20 protein-coding genes are annotated in these 26,058 nt (G+C 41.3%); 7 read left to right on the top strand and 13 right to left on the bottom strand.

Annotated elements, in window-relative coordinates:
- Positions 1-107: 107 nt before the first annotated feature.
- The 5 genes from C2869_RS12440 to C2869_RS12420 all read right to left on the bottom strand — a co-directional run bounded on the left by C2869_RS12440 (position 108) and on the right by C2869_RS12420 (position 4,567).
- On the bottom strand, positions 108-1,073 hold the full coding sequence (locus C2869_RS12440; RefSeq protein ID WP_108603240.1) for an FHA domain-containing protein: 966 nt from the start codon (positions 1,071-1,073) through the stop codon (positions 108-110).
- The gene (locus C2869_RS12435) at positions 1,064-2,401 is read right to left on the bottom strand and encodes a S1 family peptidase (protein ID WP_108603239.1); all 1,338 of its coding nucleotides are present in this window, start codon (positions 2,399-2,401) and stop codon (positions 1,064-1,066) included. Before C2869_RS12435 ends, C2869_RS12440 begins: the two co-directional genes overlap by 10 nt.
- A 187-nt stretch (positions 2,402-2,588) precedes the next feature.
- Positions 2,589-2,969, bottom strand: a complete 381-nt coding sequence (locus tag C2869_RS12430) for a 4a-hydroxytetrahydrobiopterin dehydratase (RefSeq protein WP_199915563.1) — start codon at positions 2,967-2,969, stop codon at positions 2,589-2,591.
- A 10-nt stretch (positions 2,970-2,979) separates the two neighbouring features.
- Positions 2,980-3,750 carry a phenylalanine 4-monooxygenase gene (gene phhA, locus C2869_RS12425; protein ID WP_108603238.1) on the bottom strand — a complete coding sequence of 257 codons (771 nt, stop codon included), beginning with the start codon at positions 3,748-3,750 and terminating at the stop codon, positions 2,980-2,982.
- Positions 3,751-4,135: 385 nt separating this feature from the next.
- Entirely contained in the window at positions 4,136-4,567 is a 432-nt protein-coding gene (locus C2869_RS12420; protein ID WP_108603237.1) for an OsmC family protein, read from the bottom strand.
- A 60-nt stretch (positions 4,568-4,627) separates the two neighbouring features.
- Between C2869_RS12420 and C2869_RS12415 the strand changes: the two genes are divergently transcribed.
- The 3 genes from C2869_RS12415 to C2869_RS12405 all read left to right on the top strand — a co-directional run bounded on the left by C2869_RS12415 (position 4,628) and on the right by C2869_RS12405 (position 6,398).
- A complete protein-coding gene (locus C2869_RS12415; RefSeq protein WP_108603236.1) occupies positions 4,628-5,881 on the top strand; it encodes a cystathionine gamma-synthase family protein in 1,254 nt (417 codons plus the stop codon).
- A 74-nt stretch (positions 5,882-5,955) separates the two neighbouring features.
- Positions 5,956-6,228 (top strand): late competence development ComFB family protein, encoded by a 273-nt coding sequence (locus tag C2869_RS12410; RefSeq protein WP_108603235.1) that lies wholly within the window; start codon positions 5,956-5,958, stop codon positions 6,226-6,228.
- Entirely contained in the window at positions 6,228-6,398 is a 171-nt protein-coding gene (locus C2869_RS12405) for a DUF2496 domain-containing protein (protein WP_108603234.1), read from the top strand. Before C2869_RS12410 ends, C2869_RS12405 begins: the two co-directional genes overlap by 1 nt.
- On the opposite strand, the gene C2869_RS12400 is transcribed toward C2869_RS12405, so the two are convergent.
- The 5 genes from C2869_RS12400 to C2869_RS12380 all read right to left on the bottom strand — a co-directional run bounded on the left by C2869_RS12400 (position 6,395) and on the right by C2869_RS12380 (position 11,707).
- Entirely contained in the window at positions 6,395-7,108 is a 714-nt protein-coding gene (locus C2869_RS12400) for a hypothetical protein (protein WP_108603233.1), read from the bottom strand. The genes C2869_RS12405 and C2869_RS12400 overlap by 4 nt on opposite strands.
- A 248-nt stretch (positions 7,109-7,356) precedes the next feature.
- On the bottom strand, positions 7,357-8,064 hold the full coding sequence (locus C2869_RS12395) for an SIMPL domain-containing protein (protein WP_159084151.1): 708 nt from the start codon (positions 8,062-8,064) through the stop codon (positions 7,357-7,359).
- Between the two features lie 46 nt (positions 8,065-8,110).
- Complete coding sequence (locus C2869_RS12390) at positions 8,111-9,379, bottom strand: adenylate/guanylate cyclase domain-containing protein (protein ID WP_108603231.1); 1,269 nt, start codon at positions 9,377-9,379, stop codon at positions 8,111-8,113.
- Between the two features lie 141 nt (positions 9,380-9,520).
- The gene (locus tag C2869_RS12385; RefSeq protein WP_108603230.1) at positions 9,521-10,642 is read right to left on the bottom strand and encodes a helix-turn-helix transcriptional regulator; all 1,122 of its coding nucleotides are present in this window, start codon (positions 10,640-10,642) and stop codon (positions 9,521-9,523) included.
- Between the two features lie 231 nt (positions 10,643-10,873).
- Entirely contained in the window at positions 10,874-11,707 is an 834-nt protein-coding gene (locus C2869_RS12380) for an alpha/beta fold hydrolase (RefSeq protein WP_108603229.1), read from the bottom strand.
- A 782-nt stretch (positions 11,708-12,489) separates the two neighbouring features.
- Here C2869_RS12380 and C2869_RS12375 point away from each other — a divergent pair.
- Positions 12,490-14,826 carry a malectin domain-containing carbohydrate-binding protein gene (locus tag C2869_RS12375; RefSeq protein ID WP_159084150.1) on the top strand — a complete coding sequence of 779 codons (2,337 nt, stop codon included), beginning with the start codon at positions 12,490-12,492 and terminating at the stop codon, positions 14,824-14,826.
- A gap of 316 nt (positions 14,827-15,142) precedes the next feature.
- Here C2869_RS12375 and C2869_RS12370 read toward each other — a convergent pair whose 3' ends face one another.
- The 3 genes from C2869_RS12370 to C2869_RS12360 form a co-directional block, all read right to left on the bottom strand.
- On the bottom strand, positions 15,143-16,552 hold the full coding sequence (locus tag C2869_RS12370; protein ID WP_108603227.1) for an energy transducer TonB: 1,410 nt from the start codon (positions 16,550-16,552) through the stop codon (positions 15,143-15,145).
- A gap of 70 nt (positions 16,553-16,622) precedes the next feature.
- Entirely contained in the window at positions 16,623-17,525 is a 903-nt protein-coding gene (locus C2869_RS12365) for a DMT family transporter (RefSeq protein ID WP_199915562.1), read from the bottom strand.
- Positions 17,526-17,632: 107 nt separating this feature from the next.
- Positions 17,633-18,067 carry a GNAT family N-acetyltransferase gene (locus C2869_RS12360; RefSeq protein ID WP_108603226.1) on the bottom strand — a complete coding sequence of 145 codons (435 nt, stop codon included), beginning with the start codon at positions 18,065-18,067 and terminating at the stop codon, positions 17,633-17,635.
- 184 nt (positions 18,068-18,251) lie between these two features.
- Here C2869_RS12360 and C2869_RS12355 point away from each other — a divergent pair, with 184 nt between their 5' ends.
- From C2869_RS12355 to C2869_RS12345, 3 genes are all read left to right on the top strand, one after another.
- Positions 18,252-18,785, top strand: coding sequence for a DUF805 domain-containing protein (locus C2869_RS12355; protein ID WP_108603225.1), 534 nt, complete (start codon positions 18,252-18,254; stop codon positions 18,783-18,785).
- A 272-nt stretch (positions 18,786-19,057) separates the two neighbouring features.
- Positions 19,058-22,447: a tetratricopeptide repeat protein gene (locus C2869_RS12350; RefSeq protein WP_108603224.1), complete on the top strand. Its 3,390-nt coding sequence runs from the start codon at positions 19,058-19,060 to the stop codon at positions 22,445-22,447.
- Positions 22,448-22,451: 4 nt separating this feature from the next.
- Entirely contained in the window at positions 22,452-25,847 is a 3,396-nt protein-coding gene (locus tag C2869_RS12345; protein ID WP_108603223.1) for a glycosyltransferase family 9 protein, read from the top strand.
- Positions 25,848-26,058: the final 211 nt, after the last annotated feature.

The raw sequence follows: 26,058 nt of genomic DNA, 5'->3' as shown, positions 1-26,058 counted from the left end.
CTCAAATTGTTTTGAGTATTAATTTGCATTGAATTGAGTATCAAGACACTCAACAAGGAGAAGTGTATTAACCCACTACTGACAGCGTATTGTCAGTAGTGTTAAAGCTACTTGAGATCTTTTTTCGCTTCCGTTTGGGCCATGTCAAAAATAGTTTGGCTGCCGGCTAAATAATCATCAATCGGTTTACCTGAATCAAACAAAAACAAGGATGGCAGAACGTTGGCCGCATAATCTGGGTATTGACTAAAATCCGGCTGCTTGGCATGCCAAGCACCCAGCATGGTCCCGTAAAGAGCTACAGTTAATGTGGCACTAGTAAAAATAGGTCGAAAGCCTGACTTTTGGTTAAATAAATACAAGCTAAAGCGAATAGCCACAACACTTAAAATAAAGCCAAACAATAATTCAAGTTGATAGCCACTGGCCCCACCGGCATTAAAACCGACCACTCGCGCCAACATACTGGCTAATTCGCCTATCAACATAATGGATAAAAATGTCGATAAATGAGCCCAAAAGCGCGCTTCATGCCGATAAAATAGGGCTATTACACTCCAAAATATAGGCCAAGCTAACATGGCCAAACTGGTGACAATTAATGGCTCGACGAGTTGCTTAGCTTCAAACTCGACTGTAGTTGTAAAGTACTGGCTGAACCCCGTTAGCAACAAGGTGACAAGGTACAATAGAAAAACCGTACGTTTGGTTGAAAACCAATCCGCGACATTCTCGTACCACGTCATAGCAACGGTTTCTGCAACAGGGTGAGCAGAATCAAATACTTGAATTTTTTGCTTACCCAGATAAAAAATCGCGCCACTATTAAAGGTTTTATACAAACCAACAGGTTGCTTTTGTTTATCATATACCCGATTAATCGAGCCAAGGTCCGATATACTTAATATCCCATCTTCTGATACTTGTATTTGCGCATGTTCAGCACAAACATGCGGATCATCAATAATGACGTCGTTGTCAAAACCTCGCCCTAGTTGTACTACATTTTTTTCTAACTTAATTTGCGACGCGACTTTACCGTTGCGAGCCAACAGTTGAACGATTATTGCCATTCAATTAACTCCATGAATTTACGGGTAAAGCGATTAGCATTATCTTTATTAACGCCGGACAAGGTAAAATGACTGAGTAACGCATGCTGGTCGTTTTGGCTAGACACCGCCATATACAGCACGTCAAATAAGCTTGGATACTTTTTATAATTACGTACACACAAGGCGGTTTGTGCAGGTGTTTTTTGCATAGGTAAGTTAACAAAGTCCTGACTGCAACTGTAATTCGTTACATCTTTCTCGCCAGCTCGATTACCCGGACCGGCCATATCGAAAGACTTACTCAATAAAGTAGAAAACTGCCAACTGTCTAACTTATGCCGTTCTATCCAACTAAATTGCACCTCAACTGCACCTGTGCGTAGCTCTCGGCTAACGTAGATTTGCTCTTTGTTCCGACAATTAATATCGCTATATCGATACATATCTTTTTCTTTATCGGCGTTAGAGCCTCCCCAACAAGGTACAAAGGGTGCGACTTCAGAAAAAACATAAGCAGCACCTAAATTGGCTTTGGGCCACTGATGTTCAATTAAAGCGTCTACCAGTTTTTGCTGATTGGCAACCAGTTGCAATTCAATATACTTTTGATACTGCTCTGCATTAGCTAAAGCAGCGGGTTGTGGTTTACTCAATAAGCTATTAAGTCGCATTAAAGGCACTAAAAAGCCTAATTGATTGCCCGCTGTTGCGACATTAACCCCAATAACCTCACCCGCTTCATTCAGCACGGGTCCGCCGCTCATACCAGGGTTAATCGAGCCTGTAAAATGGATGCGCTGATAAAAGCTATTAGCGGTAATACCATTATAAGTACCGGGTACAACTATCATGCCGTAATCATGTGGATTACCTATCGAATAAATGGCATCGCCTTGCTGCGGTGCATTTTTCGCCAAGGCTAAGCCAGTTAACGCTAAATTATCTTTAATTGTTAATACCGCTAAATCATTAACCACATCAAAGTCATACAATGTCGCCGCGATAAGCCGTTGTTGCGAGTCTAACAGCTGAATGCGATACAACTCAGGGTGATGAATAAAGCTTGATACAACATGGTAGTTTGTCACTATTTGTTCGGCACCAATAGCAAAACCAGAGCCGATTGACGATTTTTTATTACTACTGTTTTCGATTAATTGTATTTGAAATACTTGCTCTTCAAACTGTTGAAACAATAAATGAGCCGATTGGCTAGATTGCGGTAAAGCAACTTTGTCTGAGTTGTCGCTGGCTATTGTTTGACTACACAGATTAAAGCTACACCAAGACAACACAATAAGATTAATTAATTTGCTCAGATTAAAACTAAGCGGATGTCGCAACACGTATAAAGCTCCTAGGTATCGATAAAATCAAATTCATGTAGGTCGAAATTTATTTCGACGATAGCAGCAGAGCTGCTAAAGGCTTAGTTTCTAAGCGCAATATTGCCTAATATTTGCAGCCTTTGGCGAGGCGAGCCTCGACCTACAAAAGATTCAACAAATCTTTTCTTTATTGAAAAGGTGCTAGTTAAATATTAGCCAACGCTTCTTCAATACGTTGGTGATATATCTCTTGAGTATGGGCGGCCATAATAAAATCATTCTTATGTAAGCCTTTAATTTTATGTGTCCACCAAGTCACAGTAACCTTACCCCACTCGGTTAATATTGCAGGATGGTGACCGTGTTTTTCGGCTAACTCGGCAATATGATTAGTAAACTCCATGGCTTGAATATAATTTTTAAAATCAAAAAACTTGGTCACTTGTTCAATACCATCAACCTCTATCACTTGCCAGCCATCAAGCCCCTCAAGCAATTGCAATTGCTCTGCTTTAGGCAAAACAGGAGCGCCAACCCGACAGGGCTCGCATTGGCTTTTACATAATTCTTGGATGATTGCAGACATAACCCAACCTCTAATGTTGTTTAATTAAACCTTTTCGCTGCGCTTGTTTAATTTTAGCCAGTAAATCCAATTTAGTAATGCAAAATAATTCATCTAACTCATTAATTTCAAAGTATTTAGGTTGTAAGTGGTCAATACGGTACGGTGTGCGTAGAACTGAATCTAGGTTAAAAGGCACATGCTCTGGTAATGGGCTATCGAGGGCGTAGAGCGTTTCTTGCACTGAGGAAAGAATACCCCCACCATAAATTCGCCGCCCAAGAGAAGAATGAATAATACCGAATTCAACGGTAAACCAGTATAAACGAGCTAAATAGATCCGCTGTGCATGATTAGCCTGATAACCTAATTGTCCATAAGCATGAGTGAAATTTGCAAAAGCAGGATGGGTTAATAAAGGGCAATGGCCAAAAACCTCATGAAATATATCGGGCTCTTGCAAAAAATTAAAATCAGCCTCACTACGAATAAATGTTGCAACCGGAAATTGTCGTTGACTGAGTAAATAAAAAAATTGGTCAAAATCAATAAGGGCCGGTACAGGCTTAACCGCCCATCCCGTAGCCTCGGTTAACACTTGATTCAATTGAGGTATACAAGGGATCGCATCAGCATGGATCGCCAAGGTTTCTAACCCATGCAAATATTCCCTACAAGCACGCCCTGGTAGCACGGCTAACTGCTGGGTAACTAATCGTTGCCAGCGATCTTGCTCTGAATGGGTCCAATCGATATTACCAAGTCTATCCACTGGCTTGGCGGTATACTTGCCTTTTGCCACGCTATTTTTGCCGCACTAACTTTGCCACTTAAATATTGCTACATTGAGGTTTAAATTAATAAACCATCATTTAAGTGTGGTTCAATTTGGCATATATAGAAAATTTAACGACCGACAGTGTATGTAAATATACCTTTACAGTTACTATCCAGCATCTCAAACTACGGACTTCTAACCATTTATATTTGCAACACCATTAGCCTTGTTGTAGGTGAATTAGGTTATATTGTAGCCTTGCTCTTTTAGTCAGTCAGGTTTGCAGGCTCTGCAAGCATAAATGCTCGCTCACAAAAAACTTGATATTCCTAAACAGCTATTTTCAATAAAAGTCGGTAGATTAATTACGCTGAATAGTTACCCTATACAAACATATAGGCAGGCAAACTTAGCAAGTTGGCTTAATCTCAAAGCTATGGCTGACAACCACTCCGCCGTCCGATAACATTTTGGCCACCGAGCAATATTTATCAACCGACAAACTGACCGCTTGATTGACTGCTTTGCCTGATATGCCCTGCCCTGAGATAATAAAATGTAAATTGATCTGAGCAAAAACAGCAGGGATCTGTTGCGAACGCGTCGCTTGGATCTCAACCTCACAGGCTTTCAAATCCAGCTTTTTCTTTTGCAGAATTGTCACTACATCAACTGACGAACAACCCGCTAACCCTTGCAATATCAATTCCATTGGGCCTGGCGCAATACGATGACCGTCGACAGCCGAACCGCCATCCATCAAAACATCATAACCCGTTGCGGTTTTACCTGAAAATTGTCTGTCACCTTTCCACGTGACTTTAGCTATTTGATTTGACATAAATTTTTGGAAATCACACTATACTCAAAGTGTTTGGAGTTTGTCACAGAAGAGAATTGAATGAAAGCGCAGGGAGAAACCAAAGCCAAGGGCTTTACCACTCGAGTCGTACACGCCGACCGCCACAACAACTTAGAAGCGGGAGCCGTGCATCAGCCTTTGCATAAGTCTGTATTATTTGAATACGACAATGCTCAAGACTTAATTGACGTTTTTCAGGGACGTAACCCTAGTCATGCCTATGCTCGTTCTTCGACTCCCAGCATGAACGCCTTACAAAATATGATTTGCGAACTAGAAAACGGTCAAGCAAGTGTCGCTTTCTCAACTGGCATGGCGGCTATTAGTGCCATCATGTTAACCTTACTCAAAGCGGGTGACCATATTTTAGTCAGCCATTATTTGTTTGGTAACACCAATAGCTTTTTCCAACAACTGACCCATTTTGGCATTGAGGTTAGCTTTGTTGATGTAACTGATAAACAAGCCGTTGCCGAACAAGTAAAGTCCAACAGCCGATTACTGTTTAGCGAAACCATCGCCAACCCAGTGACTCAAGTTGCTGATTTACAAGGGCTTGGCCAACTTTGCCAGCAGCATAATATTGTATTTGTGTTAGATACAACCATGACCCCAAGCTACTTACTGGATGCGAGCCGCTACGGTGTTGATTTGATCACAGGTTCGCTAACCAAATATTTTGGCGGCCACGGCAATGCATTGGGTGGTTGGGTAACAGATACTGGCCATTTTAATTGGACAACGTATCCCAATATTGCCGATAGCTACAAAAAGGCTGATCCTAAACTATGGGCTATTACCCAAATTAAGAAAAAAGGCCTACGGGATATGGGAGCCAGTATCAGCTCTGATGCTTGTCATTTATTGTCTGTCGGAGCTGAAACCTTAGCTTTACGCTTAGATCGCATTTGTGCCAATGCCCTGCACCTTGCAGCCCATTTTCAACGTCACCCTAAAGTTGCAAAAGTGTACTACCCAGGGATCCCGCAACATCCCCAACACCAACTAGCCGCCGAACAGTTTAAGTACTTTGGTGGTTTAATGAGTATTGATCTATTAGCAGATGCCGATCCTATCACCTTTATCAATGAGTTAAACCTTGTGTTATGCTCAACGCATTTAGGTGATAATAGAACGTTAGCCATCCCTGTTGCGCCGACGATTTATTATGAGATGGGTGCAGCTCGGCGCGCTGAAATGGGGATCAGTGAAAATATGATCCGATTATCAATTGGCATCGAAGATTTGGACGATTTATTAGCTGACTTTAATCAAGCGCTCGATAAAATTTAATAAAATCAAAGCTTGGAAAAAAGTCTATTTTCGCGCTACATTTGCTACAAGCACTAACCATGAAAAGGGTTGTTATGAAGTTACATGACGATATTCACAATTACTACGAAAAGTTAGTTGTCGATAAATTGACAAAAGAAGGGTTAGCAGACAACAAAGACACCGATTTCATTGCTGATCTCTGTTGTTTGATCCTTAATCAATTACCACCTAAATACATTCGTTATGAAGTGGATATGGCATTTTATTTACCGCAAGCCGAGCGCTTACAAATGGAAATGAATGTAGACCAAGCCTTAAAAAGTGCATTGCGCTTTTTAAACGAAAACAAAGGCAAAGATTATTAGTGAGTGAAACAATCGAACAACAAATAGCCAGCGCACCTTTTCATGTGCGCTTAGCCATTGATTTAATCATGCAATTAGAACAAAACGATGTAGACGTGCAAGAAGCATTAAAAGCGCTTGAAATAGTCCAAGCAGATTTACAAGCCAAAATTGCCAGTCAGCAAAGTTAACAAGCTATATCAGGAAAACTAACCAAGGTATTTTCTAGGCGAAAATCCAACTCTTTTTCTTTATGTAGTTTCGACATCATGCGCATTTCGCGTTCTACTGTGTCCACTATCATACTACCACCCGCTTTGCGCTCATGGTCAATGATAATTGGCCTTAACATATAGTCACTATCCGTCAACTGACCCAAAACATGATTAATTTGCCGCCAAAAAATATCGCCCATGGCATAACCAAGCAATAAATCGAGTCCAAGATCACGATACGCTGGCACCACATAATTATGTAAAAACTCTAGCTGTATCCCCAATTCCCAAGGGCGCTCTGTGCGGCCCTCTAGTTGCCACGTATGCTGAATGCTAATATCCATTGAACCAAATGCTAAAGGTTGACTGGGATCGGCGATAGAAAACAACAATAAACGATATTCGCGTAACGCGGGTAAAATAGAAAATTTATTGGAATATTTTAATCGTTCAGCTTCTACCTCGTCTGACAACCATAGTTCATTCGGCAATTGACTGTCGTCAAAAAAATCGGGGCGATCGTGGATAAACAAAGGCGGTAACTGCCTGATTTGCGGCCAATTTTGATGGGTCGATAATACAATATCTAGATCCATCACTTCATAAAAATCAAGCAAGCTAGAGACTGAACTATCATTTTGGTGGGATGGTAATAAACTAACTTTGCTAATATCAAGCGGTTCCATGGTCTACTCCCGTTGCTTCAAATATCCCATAGATACATTACCCAATACATAATGACCTATGCGCGATATTATTCAGTGTAGACCATGTCTGTTTAACCTGTTTCAGTTTTTATAGTAATAATATCAGCCGGCTTGAGGTGGAAAGACTAGCAGGTTTTGCAGGCATTTATGCCAATGTCGTTAACTTAATGGCATTGGCATATATGCTCGCCAATATTTTGCTATTTGATATGCTGTGTACGTACGCCTTAATCAACTAATTGAAATTTAACATTAACCTGCATTGTGACTTGAATTTGCCCCAAAGCAATAGCACTATCACCACCGCCGCCATGAGACTCAAGCATGCGCACCGCGTTGGCAGAAGAAGCCTTAGCAGGTCTAGGATCATAGCTAATATCTTCAATTAAAATGGGTTTCGCAATATCTGAGTCTAACGCTTTTGCTAACGCACTGGCTTTGCGTTTAGCAGCTTTAATCGCCAATACTCGGGTTTTATCACGCAAGGCAATTCTATTTTCAATATCGTAAGTCACTTGCTCAACACTCACACCGTCTATTTTGGCTAACTCAGTCCAAATTTGTTGATAAGCGTCGATATTTTTCAATGTAAACTGAATACGGGTTTGAGCAATGTAGCCAACTTTTTTACGCTCGCGTTCACGATATTCATACTTTTCATCAAAACGCATATTCGTAGTTTGTAACGACTTTTTCTTTAGCCGTTGGCTTTTTAACAAGCGTAAGGTATTGGCTACAACTTGGCTATGCGTTTGACTGACATTAGGTAAACTTGGCCCTTCGTTTTTAACTGAAATAGACCAGTGAATTAAATCAGGCTCTTCATATGTGGTCGCAGTGCCTGTCACACTCACATGCGGCACAGTCAATTCATGAGCGTTCAGGGCAAAAACAAATAAAGTTGAAAATAAAACAATTGCGATATGGGGCTTCATAAAATGCTGATTCCTTAATTTTGCAAACATTCAATTTTAATAATTGCTAACTAAGACCATAAATAGCAATAGATTGTTCCCGACCTTTTAACTGCGCATCACCCAACGAGACAAAACAATTCGGTAAATTAGCGTCATTCACAACCGACTCACTGACAATAACGGGTTGTGAATAGGCTTTAGTCAAAGACTCGACTCGAGCTGCGACATTCACCGTATCACCGATCACGGTATAGTCCAACCTATGCTCACTGCCAACATTACCCGCAATAACTTCGCCAGAATGGATCCCTATACCTATTTCAATTTGCGGTAAATTATCAGCCGCTAAACTCTGATTGAGCTTTTGTAGTTCAAGTAACATCTGCTGAGATGCTTGCACGGCGGCGCGTGCATCATTTTCACCCGCATTAGGGGCACCAAATACCGCCATTACTGCATCGCCAATGTATTTATCAACCATGCCACCATGTTGAAATACCACTTGCGTCATCATGGAAAAATAGCGATTTAACACCTCTGTCACTTGCTCTACAGGATGCGATTCGCATAACTTGGTAAAACTGCGAATATCCGACATTAACACAGTAACATATTGGCGGCGCCCACCGGGTTTCATTTCGACTGTACCTTGGTCAACCGCATCGACAACATTATTTGATAGGTAGCGCATCAAGCGCTCGCGTTTACTGAGCTTTTGATAGGTATTAACTTGATAATTAGAAATAGCCAACGCTAGCGCACCAGACATCAACAAAATCGTTTGTTCATGTAACTCAATTGTTCTATCCGTATGCGAGTGTTCAAGAATAATAGTGGCCGCAGCAACAGCACACAGGGTCGAGAAATAAATAACGGTGCGCCCTTGGCGAAACGCGCTAAGTACATTAAACAAAACCAATAAACTCGCCACCATTAATTCGAATTGATCTATTTCCATACTGCGCAAAATATTGCCAACTTCGGCTAAATATTCTATTTCCAAGGCAATCAACACAATTAAACTAAAATCACCCAGTACAGTCGCATATTTTAACCAAGGTTGATAAGTGGGTAGGTTTGCCCAATAACGCACTATATAAAACCAAGTTAAAGCAATGGCAAAGGTACCAAAGTCATAAATAAAAACGATTGGCTCTAACCCTAAGCTAGAAACACCCAGTAACAATTCAAAAATGACTAAAAACGATAATATAGATAAGCGTATTGTGTTAATGCGGTCTTCCATTTCCATCTCTCTCATTTGTAAACCACTGAGTAGATGAGGGTCCTGCACTTCTGGCGCTGATTTATGCTTGTTATTAAAAATCTTCATCTAGTATCCATGCTTTATGTAACTGTAAAATTAGAACCTAGCGAACGTAAAGTGAGACACAATTATTCAGCCAGTTAACTTTAGCAGCGAACGTGTTGGCTAATTTACAAAAAAAATGAGGAGGAAATAAGAATTGCGATCTTACAATTTAAATAAGTGTGCGACAATTTCAGCTTGACTCGACACACCTAATTTTCTTTGTATTTTTTTAACTTGGGTGCGCACCGTATGCTCCGATTTATTACAAGAACGCGCTATTTGTTTAATACAATTACCCTGAGCTAACATAAGCCCAGTTTCCAATTCCACAGGCGACAACCCCGTTTGCGACATCAAACGTGGCCTTTTATCCGTTAGCCGTATGTACTCCGGTGCCATTTTAAACACCAACACCTGCTGTAAGCCTAAAAAGCTAAAGGTATTTTGTAACAGAATAGGCGTAAAAGTGGCTAAATAATTGGCGTCGTTATCGCCACTGGCAAGGGTTAATGAACAGTCAGGCGTGGTAGCAATAGTGTCGAAATGCAACTGTTGCAAATAACGACTAAATACCTGTTGTGCAGCCGGATTTTTAAACTGTAATTTATCATTTTTTACCACCAAGATTTTTTGTTGAGTTGCATGGCTATCAAAGCAAGTATTAAACGCCAACACCTGACCTGCAACCGACACAATCGCAACACTTTGGTTATGCGATTCAAGCTGTTGGAATACGTGAGATTTAAGCTCATTAAATTCAAACTGCATTCTAAACTTTAGGGCACGCGTTAAATGTGGCGATAAACTATTAAGCAAAGCCTGTTGCTGCTGACTGATCAAACCTAACGAAACATGATTAAGTAAGCTTAAGCGAAATACCTCATCACCATGCATTTGCCAATGAGCGCCAATAGCAGCTCCAACCTCAAACGGGTCAAGAAAGGCTTTCACTTCAGAGGTATCAAACACAGCTCTGTCGACCATTTGATGGTCCGCCAAAAACTGCCCTTGGTTAGGGTTTTGCAACAATTGTTTAGCCCAGATATCAACTGAATTAATATTGCGACGTAGGTGTTCACTTTGATACGTAGGATCGGCACTAATACCAGCAGTGAGTTTTTCAGATACAGCCAAAGAGCGGGTATTTTGAATGGCGATATTACCGCCATGAAACCCAAGCTCATCGACTAAATAATTTAAAAACTGTTGTGGTGCATTATCGTCATTAACAAATTGATAAATCAGTTCAATTAATGCCGATTGATGGGTTAATAGTTTATCCATAACCAACAATATTCCTTAAGCTCTGACATAGATATAGTCTTCTCGCTCAGATTTTATGGTTCATTGTCTGCGCTTCTCGCCCCAATCACATAGTAGAGCATATGCTCATGGGGTCTCGAAGCTTGACAGCTTTGCCTACATGGATGTAGGTACTTAGGTTTCGTCTGGAACTAGAAACCTGCCCCTAAAACCCGATCGCTTTGACTATAAATGGCTGTATCTTATTAACCGCTACCTGCCAACATACTGCTCGACAATTTCAGCTAAGCACTGATTAAACGCACTAGCATGCGAAATATGCGGAAAATGCACCGCTTGCGGAATTAACTTAAGCTGAGTATGAGTTAAGGTTTCGTTGACGAGTTCACGCATAAAAGGAATTGAAAATACGTTATCTTCCATGCCAAATATAAAAGTTAATGGCGCTTGCATTTGTTTAACAATAGCTAACTCATGCCGGTAGTCAGGCTCATGAAAAATACTCGCTGCCAGAGTACTTCGCACTTGAGCATCGCTTTGTTTTATCGCCTGATGGATCGCCTGTTTATCGCTTTCCGCCGAAACTTTATTAGCCGCGAGTAGTTTTTCTATTTCTTCAGTTGGAAAATCAACTTCAAAATACGCACTTAAAAATGGCGCTTCAAGCAAACAAGCCATGTTCATCGGTTTATCAAAGGGCACAGCCCCAACTATCACAAACCCTTTGGCTTGCGGCAACCGCTCAATGCTGTGCATCACCACATTGCCGCCTAAACTCCAACCAACAAAAATAGCCTCTTGTAATTGTAATGCTTGGCTAAATTCAACCAAAAGGTTAGATAAACTGGGGATCGTGTAAGCGCTAGAGTCGAGCCTGCCTGACAAGCCATGTCCGGGTAAATCTAATGCTATAACCCGATATTGCTCTGCAAATTCACCCTGTAATTGCTGAGAAAACTGTAAAGCGGATTTCGAATTACCATGCACAAATACAATGGTTTGCCCTGAACCTGAGCTTTGATAATAATTGATAGCGGTATGAGAGAGTTGCAAAGTGTATTGTTGTAGTGAATATTGCATTGACATTTCCGTATCCTTTGTTTCCTTTTAGTAACACAAATCTATCAAACCTAAAGATAAGTGCAACAAGTTATTGGTTACAAAACAACCCCTTAGCATTCAATAATCAAGCAATAGAAAGGCAGCTGACAAGCAATAATCAAACGATAAATTGAGTGAAAAAATCCAACAAAAGCCGTTTAAAGTATCGAGTTTTTGTAGGCGAGCATTTATGCTTGCAGAGCCTGCAAACCTTTCTATCCAAAAGAAAAAGGCTACAGAATTTTATTCCCGACAAATTCTAAGTCCCAGCCCCGTGTAGGCACCAACAGATTGGCTTGTAAGGCAACAGCCCGCCCTAAAGTCCATATATTTATCACTTTGAGTACATTTTTCATTCAGATCACACTCAAGTTCAGCTAACAACGTCAACCTTTATATAACTATAAAAACTATTTAATACCAATTAACACTTACAATCATAAATATCACAAAATGCAAAAATAAACGTTTGACGGTTAACAAGCGATAGTTGAAATTTAGGATGAGATAATTCATTCAAATAAACAAAAAAACGATGACAGCCCTTTCCCACCAAGGAATAAATTAACGTATACATTAATTTATTGTTTAAACCAAATCACAAGCTGATCTTTATAAAACCCTGTTTATCACTCATCAATTACACACAAGCCAATTCACTCGCCAGCTAAAATGTTAAATCTTATGTTGTTTTTTTGTTACCAACTGATTGCTATATTGCACTAAATTCAATTTTGTTAACAACCAACAATAAAGAAATGAAAAACATGGATAAAACAACCACTAAAAGCCAACCAGCCTGCTCACCCAGTCCGGTTTACCTAAAACACCTTGCCATCCGCCCGCTTTTACTCAGCATAACGTTAGCACTAGCAGCCTGTGGAGGAGGAAGTGGCAGCGAAGATACCGCAGCCAAACAGCCTGACGCAGATAATGACACTATCCTTGATGCCAGTGATAGTTGCCCAAACACACCTACAGAGTTAATTAGTCAAATCAATGCTCAAGGTTGCCACATTGATGAAATTACCGATTCAGACAGCGATAGCGTATTTAATGTTGCCGATCAATGCCCTAACACGCCAGAAAGTTTAAAAGGTGTCGTGAATAACCAAGGCTGTCACGCAGACGAGTTAGCTGACGACGATAGCGATCAAATAGTTAACGCGCTTGATCAATGCCTAGCAACGCCAAGCACACATAAAGATAATGTTAATACCCATGGTTGCCACACGGACGAAATTACCGACACGGATGATGACAAGGTTTATAACATCAGCGATGTTTGCCCCAATACTCCGAGCGAATTTAAAGGGGCTGTTGACAACCAAGGCTGTCACGCTAACGAATTATTAGACGATGACAACGACACAATAAAAAATGCACTAGACCAATGCCCTTCAACACCGGCATCATTAAAAGATGCAGTTAACGCACAAGGTTGTCATAGCGATGAAATTACCGACACAGATCAAGACGGGGTCATGAACGCTTTCGATACCTGCCCTGCCACCCCCAGTAATGTGCCAAGTGTCGACGCCAATGGTTGTGACAATGGTAACTACTACCATACCGTCGCTGCCATTAATGTTGGCAATCGCGAATTTATCACCAAAGACGGCACCTTCTTTCAACGCGACAAATATGCCCAAGGCTGGACCAAAATTGAGCGATCTGGTGTAGTCGTAACGGGTAACAAAGAAACCGACCAACATGATATTTTAAATACCGAAGATGATGATTTATTCCGCCATCATCGCTTTCTTTACCCTAAAGCTGACGGCACAGCCAATGCGGTACGCTACGCAATCCCCGTAGCTAATGGCAACTATGTAGTAAAACTGTATTTTGCCGAGTTAAATTGGCAACTCAATGGCCAAGGTAAACGTTTACTCGATGTGTTAGTCGAAAATCAAAAAGTATTGTCAAATATTGATTTGGCTGGTGATCATGGCCTGCGTACAGCCTACACGCCAATGACTGACGAGTTTGCGGTTAGCGATGGAGTGCTTAATGTTACAGTCGAATCCGCAGTTGGCGGCCCAACCCTATCTGCCATTCAAGTCATGCAATTACTAGCAACTAACGGTGACGAAGATGGCGATAGTGTATTAAATCCTGTTGACCAATGCGTATTTACTGACAATAGTTTGATTGCCAATGTGTCATCCACCACAGGCTGTGCACCAGAGGAACAAGATGATGATTATGACGGTGTGCTTAACGCAATTGACACATGTCCCAACACTAAAAACTTGATGCCGACATTCCCAGCAAGCGAGTTAAATGTTGATAGCAAAGGCTGTGCATTATCCGACATTGACAGCGATAACGACGGCGTAAACGACGGTAAAGACTTGTGCGCTAATACCTCAACATCCGACATAAATAGTGTAGATAACCTTGGTTGTGCGACCTCGCAACAAGCTTCGTTAAACAAACCTTTCCAAGAAACTGACGGGCTCGTTATAGTTGAAATGGAAGCAGCTAACTTACCGAGTAACAGTAAATGGAAGATATACCATGGCCGCTTTGCCACAGGCGATCATTATTTACAACACGACGGCGGCTGGAATACCAACACAACCCAAGCGGATCGACTAGTCACAGTCGACGTTAATATAACCACCCCTGGTGTCTATCGTTTTTTATGGCGTAGTTTAATCACGCACGGCTATCTTGGCAGCGAAGGTAACGACTCTTGGTTATCCATTCAATCAAGCTTAGACCACAAATTTTACGGTCAAGGCATTAAGGACAACAACAAAACTAAAGTGATCTGCCCGGCTTCAGCCATTGCGGAAAATAAATGCGTACAAACCGGTCATCGTGAAGGTAATGTGGTTAACTTCTTCAAAGTATTCAGAAATAACCAACCAACGTGGGACTGGAACTACGCAACCCTGTCTAACGGTGGTGATACCTATGCAAAATACTTAGAAGTCACCAACCCTGGGGTTTACCAAATTATGATTTCCGGTCGCTCACAAGGCCACGCTATCGACAGAGTCATGTTATATCGCGATGCCGTTTACAATAGCAGCGGCAAAACCTACACCTTTGCTGAGGCCGCTAACCCTGATTTACCTGCTTCAGCGCGCTAACCACTTAATCAACTAAAAGCCAGAGGGGCGAAAGCTCCTCTCGAACCATATGTTATTAAAAACATTGCCGAATAATTAGAAAAACTAGGGGACAACTGCTTAGCCTTGCTCAGCAACTAGTACCTTAACTCAAAAATTTTGATCGGTATAATTTATAACCCCTTACTAAATTATAGGGTCGATTTTACATCGACAAACCTTCTGTTAGCCGAAATAAATTCGGCCCTTGAAACCGGTCTTTAAATTTAATCTTGCACGCTTTTCTACTTAGCTTATGAATGAAAACGAGCTCAACGACAAGGTGGAAATCACTCACTTATAAGTAATAGTCACCAGTGATTAACTGCTTATTTTTATATTTAGCTAAACGAGCTGCCATTTCAGGGTTAATTTGCCAGCCTAACTCCTCAGCTTCTTCAATTGCCTCTTCTTGCAAATCCTCTGCTTCATCAAAGTCTCCTTCCGCTGCATAAGCTGCGGCCTGTGTTTCTAAAATCCTTACTGTGTCTCGATACAATCTAGGATTGTCGTCCAATATATCGAGTGCAAATTCAGGATCGCGCAACAACTGATGTTCTGTTGTCGATAAAACCCAAGCTAACTCCAATCTTGGTCGATAAATGGATTTACTTTCACTCGCAGACTTTAATAATTCAATTGCCGCTTTTTGGCTTTCAAAATCACCTTTTTTAAGCAAATTAAGACCCGCTAACGCCTTAGCTGGTAAATAATTTTGGTTGGCGGCCGCCTGTAACCACTGCTCTGCTGCGGTTTTATCGACTTTGCAACCACGCCCACGCTGCATATTTATGCCTAACTCAAACTGAGCTTGTGCAAGACCATTTTGAGCAGCTTTCATTAACCAAAAATTTTGTTCTTGCCACTGAAACGGAGAGTGTTTAATTTCACGTTCTTGCTTGTACCATTTCGCGACGTCTTTACGTTGTTCATTACTTAAATGGCTTTGCACAATGTTAAGCCAGTCTTTAGCTAAATACTGGGCTCTAGCATCTGTGTTGTCGCTTAACGCTTTTTCTAGCTGCTTTTTAAACGCTTTTGGATTAATACTCGACTTGCCTTGAATGTTGTAGTTTAGATGGACTGATACATCCGTATAGTGTTCCTCGTTGGAAATATATTGCCAACGTTCAAGCGCAATTAATGAAGGTTTAACAAAGGCTTTGTCTGTATATTTTACGACTTCGATATCACGTACATTACCGTATTTAGAGACAGAGAATTCCAATTGGGTGCTGCCAATAACACCTTGTTTTAAAGCCGGCATGGGATATTTGGGTGCTTGGCGTTTCTTTGGCTTAGGCGGTAATCTATCTTTACAATCAATGTCAGAAATTAAAACAGGGCTAAATATTTTAGATGTATTGCGTTTACTGTAGGTTTTAACTAGTTTTTTTAATCGTGCTTCGACTTGGTTTAATTGCTCATCGGTTAGACTTGACGCTTGCTGCGCAAATATTGCTTGATAATCTTCATTTTTGTCACTGTTCAAAAATGCTAGATAAAGCCACGCACTTGCTTCGATTGGGTCTTTTTCTACGCCATTTCCTTTGTAGTAATTCACGCCAATTAATAATTGTGCTTTGGTGTCGCCAATCGCTGCTCTTTGTAAAAGCACCTCGTTTGGCGTGTAGTTATCACTTGCGAATAATTGATTAGATATAAAGAGTAGTAAAGTAAGAATCGCTCTGCGCATGTTGACTTCCATTTATCATTTCCACATTTAAAAACAACAGTTTAAATGCGAGCATTTTATAGAGATTTCAATTGGAAGGCTATCATTGTGTTCTATAACTATCGCTAGCGCTTGCATAGCTAACCAACATTATGCCACCTAAAATTAGCCCGGCCGCTACCAGCATACGTAAGGTTATCGGCTCGCTGACAAACACCACACCACCTAAAGCAGCAATAATGGGCACTAACAATTGCAAAACGGCAGCTTGCAAAGAGGTAATATAACGAACTGCACTATACCAAATACTGTAACCCACTCCCGAAGCGATACCGCCAGATAACACAGCTAATAACACGCCTTGAGCAGATAAATTGAAAAAGGGGTAAGCAAACAAGATTAGCAATAAAACAAAAGGCAAGGTTTGCATAAAGTTAGTACAGGTGTCTTGTATTGGCTTTTGACTGCCCTTACCTGCTAACGTATACACGCCCCAAGCGACACCTGAAATAGCCATTAGCACAAAACCAAGTAGTGATGGTGTTGTCAGCTCGGGTAACATCAGGTAAATAAGACCAATAAAAGCAATCATGACCCCGAGCCACTCAAGCTTCTGCAAGCGTTTACCAGTCATTAAACTGGCAATAATCATGGTTAATTGCACCATACCAAACAAAACAAGCGCACCTGTCGCAGTTTCGAGTGTGATGTAAGCAAAAGAAAAGGTGACTGCATAAATAAACAATGCCAGCGGCGCTAACCAATGTTGTTTTACGGCTTTTAAACCTGTCAACGAAGCGTTTACCTTAGTTATACTTCGCTTTAAGTTAAACGCAGCAGGTTGAGTTAACTTAATAATCACCATCAATACAACAATGCCAGATAACAAACGTATAACCGTAAACCCTGCAGCATCAATGGCTTGCTCACCAAGCGCTAAACGACATAATACAGAGTTACCCGCGAAGGCCATTAAAGCCAAACCAATATTTACAATAACTTTCATTAACGGTTTATTTTTCAAAATTGCGAACGTCTATTTTGGCTGTAAATAGACTTTGTATTGTTGGTGTGTATTTATGCTTGCAAGTCTGCAAACTATTCAAAAAGCGGCTAATAGCGCATTTGCATTTTAAAGTAAGCGACATCCTTTTTATAAAAGCGTTCACCTTCGGCAACAAAACCAAACTTTTGGTAAAAACCTAAAGCAGACTCTCTGGCATCAAACCAAAAATAATCGGTATTTAACGCCTTCACTTGTTCAATTAAAAATTTAAGCATTCTACTGCCTACCCCCATTCCTTGGTATTGCGCTAACGTTGCAAACTTTCTTAAGCGAGCCGCATTTCCATTTACATATTTTTGATTAACGTATTCTTGATTAACATAGATTGAGGCGACACACACCAAGGTTTGCTGATCAAAAGCCCCAAAATGCAATGCTGTTTCATCGCCATCGACAAAACAAAACTCTGGCTTTTCATTAGGCCATAATACTTGGTGACGATTAGGGATAGTTTGCTGCCAATTGATTTGCCGAATATCCATAACGTTATGCAAATTAAGTAATGAGAGAGCCATTAAAACACTGTATTCGACAAGATAAAAGCTAACCCAGTTAGAATATATCTAGTTAAACACAACCGCTTTAATAATTTACACTCGTATGATTCATATGCTAATTTCAACCATAGGAATTAAGGAGATAAACCACATTTAATAGGAGCAAAGTATGGAAAACACGACCGACAACACAGAAAACCTTTTTCAAGCCACTGAAGTCGATTTAGTTAAAGAAGAAATCGGCTATTGCAAAGTCAATCCTTTTTCTTTTACAGGGCGAATTGGCCGATTACGTTACTTATCGCACATGCTATTTGGCTATGTTGTGCCGTTTATTCCCATTGGTATCTTAGCTGGCTTACAAATCAACGAGACCTTTCTGGGTTTTGCGTCGGTTATTGCTTTTATATGCATATTTTACATTTTGATAGCCGCAGGGGTTAAACGTTTACACGACTTTGATTGGTCAGGTTGGTGTATATTATTAACCTTTATCCCCTTGGTAAATTTAGTCCTCACATTATTCATGTTATTTAGGCCAGGTAGCAAAGGGCAAAATAATCGAGGGTTACCGGCACCACCTAACACGGCAATAAACTGGATATTAGGTTTAATCTTACCCGTAGTATTTTTGGGTATGTTGGCCGCGGTCGCTATTCCTGCCTACCATGATTATATACAAGCAGCACAACTGGCTAAATAATCCCTGATTACTCATAATAACCAATGTCCAACCAATGATTAAGCGCACAGGCGGGAGTTCAAACCAAACGTCCCGCTGGCTCTGCAAGCATAAATGCTAGCCCACAAAAGTCGGTATATTAATTAGCCAATTTAACCTCTGCTATCCTAACTATTTCCTTAACTCCCCCTTAGCTATCCCTTAACTTTCCCGTGGTGAATTAGACTCACAAGCAACTCTTCTTATATACTTTGGCAAATAGCTCAATCGAATAACAAGAGCATGGAGCCAAAGTGCCACAAAACAGTATTCAGTTAGCCGAACAAGCCATTCAAAATAAGCAATTTGATAGTGCCATACAGCACTATGACCAAGCTGAGAAACTAGGTGCTCAACCCAAGCTCATGCTCAAAGGGTTAAGCTTTGCCAAATATGGTTTGGGCAAAGCTAACGCCGCCATCAAAGATTTACAAACCTACATACAACTGGTTCCTGACGATGGTGAAGCATGGCGTAACTTGGCAGTAATGCAAATCAACCAAAAGCAGCCAGATGCGGCACTTGCCGCTCTGCATAAAGCCATAGGCTTTGGTAAAGGCGATGAATTCAGTTGGAACAAATTAATTGAGCTACATTATCAAAAGCAGCAATTTGGCTTAGCTTTATCTAACTTATTGCTAGCAAAAGCGGCCATACCTACCAGCCAAGCTTTATTAAAGAAAGAACTGGCGATCCAATCGGCTATTGATACCTTGCAGTTTCCATCCGCACTGGATGACAACATTCTGTTACAGCTCATTAAATTGGCTAATGAGTGGATCCAATCCAATCCGTCTGCTGCCATTTTGCTCGCCTTTAAAACCTTGCAAAGCGCAATTAGTGGTAGTGAACAAGCTTTACCCGAATTAATCAAACTGTTTGCTTTTTTTGCACGCCATTACCCACATTTAAACTTGTCCACCTATGGCTACGCTTTTGCGTTACATTTAAGTAAACAATATGAGCAAAGTGCAGAGTGGTATTATGCGGCTTTGCCACATAACCCGCAAAACGACCAACTTTATTTAAATATGGGTATGGTGCTGCGCCAACTTAATCGTCACGACCAAGCAATAACAGCATTAGAAAAATCGCAAAGCTTAGGCTGTAAAAGCGCCAAGTTACACGAAAACTTAGGCATAGTTTACACAGGTACTGGCCGTCTTAAAGACGCCTTACACCACTACAAACTCGCTGCACAGCAAATGCCGAACGAGGCTAAAGTGCGCTTCTCATATGGCATTGTTTTGTTACTCGATGGCCAGTTTGAATTAGGCTGGCAAGAATACCAGCACAGAGCCAACGCGCTTAATTTAAAGCACAAACCAGACAATACAACCCGTTGGACAGGGCAAAACTTGGCTGATAAACACTTGATCGTGATCCACGAACAAGGCCTAGGCGATACCATTAACTTTGTACGCTACATTCCGTATTTAGCCCAACAAGCGAAAAAACTAACACTAAAAGTCCAACAGCCTCTGGTTGAGCAAATAAAACAACTTAAAGGGCTAGCAAATAATAGCCAAGTGATCAGCACAGATGATCCTGTTAGTACAGCCGATTATTTTTGCACCTTAATGGACTTGCCAGGGTTATTTAATGCCAACTTAAGCAATATCCCTCAGCACACGCCTTATTTAACACCAATAGCAAGCAAAGTAGAGTTCTGGCAGCAGCAACTATCAAACATTGAAGGTAAAAAAGTTGGCCTCGTTTGGGGAGGTAACCCGAGCCACGCCCGAGATAAAGAACGCAGCTTATCGCTAGCGCAATTTGCCCCGCTATTTACCCAGCAAAATGTGCAATTTATTAGTTTGCAAATGGGTGAACCGCTAAAACAAATTTCTCAATTCCAGCATGGCGAAATACTCGACTATTCATCTCACCTGAATGATTTTTCAGACACCGCAGCCTTGATCAGTCAGCTAGATTTAGTGATCAGCATTGATACCTCTGTCGCACATATGGCCGGTGCGCTGAATATACCAACTTGGCTACTGGTTAATTATGTACCCGATTGGCGCTGGCTCATGACAAGCCGCTCAACAATTTGGTATCCAAGTGTGCGCTTGTTTCGAGAACAACAATTACAAAACTGGCAACCTACCCTCAATCAATTAAATGTCGAATTCAGCCATTGGTTGCAAGACAAACAATGGTTGGACAATCAATATCTGTTCGACGGTATAAAGCAAAATCAACTGTCTGAGGTTTCCATTACGGCCGTTAATCGCTTACAAAACAACGGCCAAGACATAGAAGCCTTGCGCGCGTTAGCCATTATTGCCACCAAACAAGAGCAGATAGATTACGCCCTATCTAACTTGCAAAAGTTACTAGCAATAAGCCCTTTTGATCTCGACGCCCATATGCGCATTGGTCAGCTATACCAAAACCAACAACAATTTGACCAAGCCTTAGAGCACTACTTAACGGCTCTACCCTTACAAAGTAATAACAACAATTTGTATATTTTAACGGGTCAATGTTTTCACCGTACACATAGGCAGCATGAAGCCATTGCCATGTTTAATAAAGTGCTAGCGAGTGATCCCAATAATGCAGATGCATTAAGCGAGCTAGGCAGCAGTTACAAACAAATTGGCCAACATCAGCAAGCTTTACAGGTTTGGCAGCACGCACAAAAACTGGCGCCAAACAAACAACAAAATACCGTGCGATTAGGTATGCAACAGCTATTGATGGGGCAATTTACCCAAGGCTGGCAAAATTTTAACGTGCGATGGCAAACGGACAAGTATTCAAAAGACCATATTTATCGCCAATACCCAGTGTGGCAAGGCCAAAAGGTAGATACCTTGCTCGTGTATGACGAGCAAGGGTTAGGCGATACGATCCAATTTTTACGCTATATATGGCCTGCCGCGCAACGAGTAAACAAGTTAAAGCTACTGATCAAAGACAAGCTCCATTGTTTACTTGAGCACGACCTAGCTCAACTACCAACCAACGTTGAATTAATTGCCGGCATGACATTCACTGGCACAATGGACGCTCACTGCCCGTTAATGGCATTGCAAATTGCATTATCTATGCAAAGTGACGGATTGCATCAGCAAGTACCATACCTACATGTAGCGAATACCTATCAACAAAAATGGCAGCAGCGCATTCCCCAATCCGACTTATTAAAAGTCGGCTTAGTTTGGGCAGGCAACCCTGAGCATTTAAAAGATCAATACCGCAGTATTGAGCTACAAGCGTTAAGTGAACTTTGTGAAATAGAAAATGGCAAAGGTGAAAATAGCGAAGGTAAAAAAATAGCTTGGTACAGCTTGCAAATGGGAGAGGGTCTTAAGCAAATTGATGACTGTCAATTTGCCATTAAGCGCTTAGATGATCAGATCGAAAATTTTGCCGATACGAGTGCAATATTACAACAACTTGATTTATTAATAACCGTCGACACGTCGGTTGCCCATTTAGCAGGGGCACTCAATGTACCTTGCTGGTTAATGTTATCCGCCGATCCAGATTGGCGCTGGCTGTTAAACACAGATAAAAGTTATTGGTATCCCAATACAAGGCTGTTTCGCCAACACACCATTTATCAATGGTCTGATGTGATCCAAGATATCAAACTCGCATTAACCCAATTAATACAAAATAATAGGAATTAGCGCTGTGAACCCAAATTCTCAATTCGCACAGGCAGAACAAGCGTTAATGCAAGGCCAGTTTAATGTAGCATTAGATGGCTTAAAACCCTTGTCTCAAGCGATGCAAGCCGAGCCGAATTATCATAAAGCATTAGCGACTTGTTACTTTGCATTAAAAGAGTACCACCTTGCTGTGCAAAGCTTTGATGCTGCCATTAAACTACAACCGAACGACCCGCATATATTATCCAGCTACGGTACTGCGCTGTATCAAAACAAACAAATCCAACCAGCGGTCGATAAGTTTTGTGCTGCGATAAATCAAGATCCAACTTATGTTGAAGCCAGAATCAAGCTTGTCGCCGTACTGAAGGAATGTAATCAACATCAAGACGCGCTAAAAGTCATATTCGACGGATTAAAGCTCAACCCAGAAGACGAAACATTAAAGCAATTACAAGCTGATTTATCGGGCGTTGTGCCACAGCCAAACCTGCACCAACCTCGCGAACTCAGTCACGACCCAGTGTTAGAAAACCTGTGGCAAAGTCGCCAATTAAATAAGATATTGGAACTCGCTTTTGCAGGGTTAAATAGCCAAGCAAAGCAACAAGAAAATGCGCATAAAATTGAAGACTTAGCCCGCTATGTTAAACAAATTACCGATATTCAACCCAGTTGGTGGCAAGCGTGGTTAACCCAAGCTCTTTGTATACACAGATTAGGCAAGGCCAAAGACGCCCTCCCCTTTTATCGCAATGCATTGGCGCTAAACAACAAAGAAAAAGATTTATTAATAAACGCGGCTATTGCATTTAATAGTCAATTTGAATTTGCCGCTGGGCATTATTGTTTAGATCGCATGCGGCATTTAGGGCATGATTTAGGTTTGCGCGGCTACGGAAGTTTAGGTTTTGCTTACTTAGAACAAGGGCAATACCACCAAGCCAAGCAAGCTTATTTACAAGCCAGTCAATCTCAAGGCGATGAAATCACCCCAGATTTTTCATCCAGTTTAGTTCACCTCACATTAGGTGAATTTCAACTAGGCTGGCAAAAATACAGTCTACGTTTAAGCAACATAGTGCAATACCAGCGTGCGCTGAAAAAAGGCATTCCTGAATGGAATGGCCAAGCGTTAACCGATAAAACCTTAGCCATCATTTACGAACAAGGTCACGGCGACACCATTCAATTTTTACGCTTTTTACCTAAGTTATGTGCCCAAGCCAAGCAGGTTATTTTCCAAGTTAACCCGTTAATTGCATCCTTAATCCAGCATTATGCACAAGACTTACCTAATTTAACCGTTATCAGTCGTAATATTGAGCGCGCAGATTATTTACTTAGCTTGATGGAATTAGGCCGTATTTGGCAGCTAGATGAAACTAGCATCACGCAATCATGTTCTACCTACTTAACAGCACCAAGCGAAAAAGTGAAGTTGTGGCAACCACGATGCGCCACTCATAAATTTAAAGTGGCGATTGCTTGGTCTGGCAACCCGGATAATAAGCGCGATTTGATCCGCAGCATTGCATTAAACGACTTGTTACCTATTGTTGCCATTGAAGATATTCAGTTTTACTCGCTACAAATCGATCCCGTCAATCATAAGGAATTAAGCCCGCGTATTATCGACTTTTCAGAGCAAATACAAGACTTTACCGATACCGCCGCTATCATTGAACACATGGATTTAGTGATTTCAGTCGACACTGGCGTAGCGCATTTAGCGGCTGCAATGGGCAAACCGGTTTGGATATTACTCAGCTATGTGCCTGATTGGCGTTGGTTACTCGATCGTAAACAAAGCATATGGTACCCAAGTGTTACCTTATACAGGCAGCCACAACTCAACCAATGGCAAGGCGCAATTGAGCAGTTACACCTTGATCTCACCTCATTACTGCCTAACAGCTTGGCTTGTGAAACAGAAATCCGAAGTTTATTAGATAACCAATATAACGACATTGCATTACGCCGTATAAATGCCCGCGCCGAAGTTGCGCCACCACTCAGTGCTGAAATGCAATATCAACAGGTACAAGCGCTAGTCGGCACCGGACACATCAATCAAGCTTTAACCTTAGCTAAAGCCTTAACACAAAATACCATTCCGCAAGCCAATAATGTCTACTATCAAGGTGTACTCGCAGAAAAAGCCAAAAACTTACCTTTGGCATTTAGTTGGTTGGCACAAGCTTTTGCATTAGCGCCAACCAATTTAGCTTGGTTATTAACCCTAACCACGTGTGCATTAAAATTAGGCAAAAGTGAATTTGCGCTTGAGCTAATCAAATTGGCGGAAAAAAGTATTGGCTACCATCAACAAATGGTTTTACAAAAAGCCTATATTTATATGTGCCAACATGAGTTTGCCAAAGCAGAAAGCGAACTGTTAAAAGGGATAACGCAAGATCCTAACCACACATGGTATCAGTTTTCATTGTCGCAACTTTATTTACAACAAGGTCAATTTGAACGTGGTTGGCGCTTATTTGAATCACGGCCAGTCACACCAAACATAGCTAAATTAAAGTTGGCTTTAGTATTGCCTGAGTGGCAAGGGCTCTTTGGACAAAATAGAACAGGACAAGAGATAACAGGGCAACAATCAGCCATACAAGCTCCCTGCTTGTTTGTGTATGGCGAGCAAGGCCTAGGCGACCAAATCATGTGCTTGCGTTACTTATCTCAGTTATTTTCACATTTTGCTCATATCAACCTCTGTATTGATCAAACCTTACACGAAATAGTTAGATCAAGCTTAAGCCATGAGTTAAACCAGCGCTTAACACTTATTGCACAAAATGAATTTGCATTTGTACCCGGTAACAGTGACTTGCACTGTGCGTTATATAGCCTGCCTTACAAGTTCGGCGAATTATGGCGCTATGAAGCCTTTGATAAGCCTTATTTAACCAGTAAAGCTAAATTGCCCGACTCAATTAACCACTGGCTAACTCAGCATGGTAATCAATTAAAAGTAGGATTAGTTTGGCAAGGAAACTCGGCCCATGAACGTGATGCCGAGCGTAGTATTGATTTAGAGCAGCTTGACCCGATTTTAAATTTAGACAATATTGCATTTTGTAGCCTGCAACAAACCCACGACAATCTTAACAGTAACCTGCAAGATTTTTCCAATGAGCTAAAACACATGCACACCACGACGGCGTTGATCAACCAACTAGACTTGGTCATTGCTGTGGATACCAGTGTTGCCCATTTAACGGGGGCTTTAGGCAAGCCATGCTGGACATTATTAAGCTATCTGCCAGATCCAAGATGGCAAACCCAAGGTCACAAGACATTTTGGTATCAATCAATGCGATTGTATCGTCAGCCGCAAATAGCAGATTGGACATCAGTTGTGCAACAATTGGCTCAAGATTTAGCCAAACGCGTAAACATCTAACACCTCGGGTGGCTAACCACCTATAGTCTTCTCGCTCAGGTCTTATGGTTCATTGTCAGCGCTTACTCGCCCCAATCACATAGTAGAGCATATGCTCATGGGGTCTCGAAGCTTGACGGCTTTGCCTACATGGATGTAGGTACTTAGGTTTCGTCTGGAACTAGAAACCTGCCCCTAAAACCTGATCGCTTTGACTATATAAGTGGCAAAA

Source organism: Saccharobesus litoralis (genome assembly GCF_003063625.1).
Lineage (GTDB): Bacteria > Pseudomonadota > Gammaproteobacteria > Enterobacterales > Alteromonadaceae > Saccharobesus > Saccharobesus litoralis.
The sequence above is the reverse complement of the archived record's forward strand: the minus strand, read 5'-3'. Positions and strand labels throughout refer to the sequence as shown.

Coding starts and splice junctions, on each gene's coding strand:
- C2869_RS12440 (WP_108603240.1), bottom strand. CDS start 1,073: ATGGCAATAATCGTTCAACTGTTGGCTCGCAACGGTAAAGTCGCGTCG.
- C2869_RS12430 (WP_199915563.1), bottom strand. CDS start 2,969: ATGTCTGCAATCATCCAAGAATTATGTAAAAGCCAATGCGAGCCCTGT.
- C2869_RS12420 (WP_108603237.1), bottom strand. CDS start 4,567: ATGTCAAATCAAATAGCTAAAGTCACGTGGAAAGGTGACAGACAATTT.
- C2869_RS12415 (WP_108603236.1), top strand. CDS start 4,628: ATGAAAGCGCAGGGAGAAACCAAAGCCAAGGGCTTTACCACTCGAGTC.
- C2869_RS12410 (WP_108603235.1), top strand. CDS start 5,956: ATGAAGTTACATGACGATATTCACAATTACTACGAAAAGTTAGTTGTC.
- C2869_RS12400 (WP_108603233.1), bottom strand. CDS start 7,108: ATGGAACCGCTTGATATTAGCAAAGTTAGTTTATTACCATCCCACCAA.
- C2869_RS12395 (WP_159084151.1), bottom strand. CDS start 8,064: ATGAAGCCCCATATCGCAATTGTTTTATTTTCAACTTTATTTGTTTTT.
- C2869_RS12390 (WP_108603231.1), bottom strand. CDS start 9,379: ATGAAGATTTTTAATAACAAGCATAAATCAGCGCCAGAAGTGCAGGAC.
- C2869_RS12385 (WP_108603230.1), bottom strand. CDS start 10,642: ATGGATAAACTATTAACCCATCAATCGGCATTAATTGAACTGATTTAT.
- C2869_RS12380 (WP_108603229.1), bottom strand. CDS start 11,707: ATGTCAATGCAATATTCACTACAACAATACACTTTGCAACTCTCTCAT.
- C2869_RS12375 (WP_159084150.1), top strand. CDS start 12,490: ATGGATAAAACAACCACTAAAAGCCAACCAGCCTGCTCACCCAGTCCG.
- C2869_RS12370 (WP_108603227.1), bottom strand. CDS start 16,552: ATGGAAGTCAACATGCGCAGAGCGATTCTTACTTTACTACTCTTTATA.
- C2869_RS12365 (WP_199915562.1), bottom strand. CDS start 17,525: ATGAAAGTTATTGTAAATATTGGTTTGGCTTTAATGGCCTTCGCGGGT.
- C2869_RS12360 (WP_108603226.1), bottom strand. CDS start 18,067: ATGGATATTCGGCAAATCAATTGGCAGCAAACTATCCCTAATCGTCAC.
- C2869_RS12355 (WP_108603225.1), top strand. CDS start 18,252: ATGGAAAACACGACCGACAACACAGAAAACCTTTTTCAAGCCACTGAA.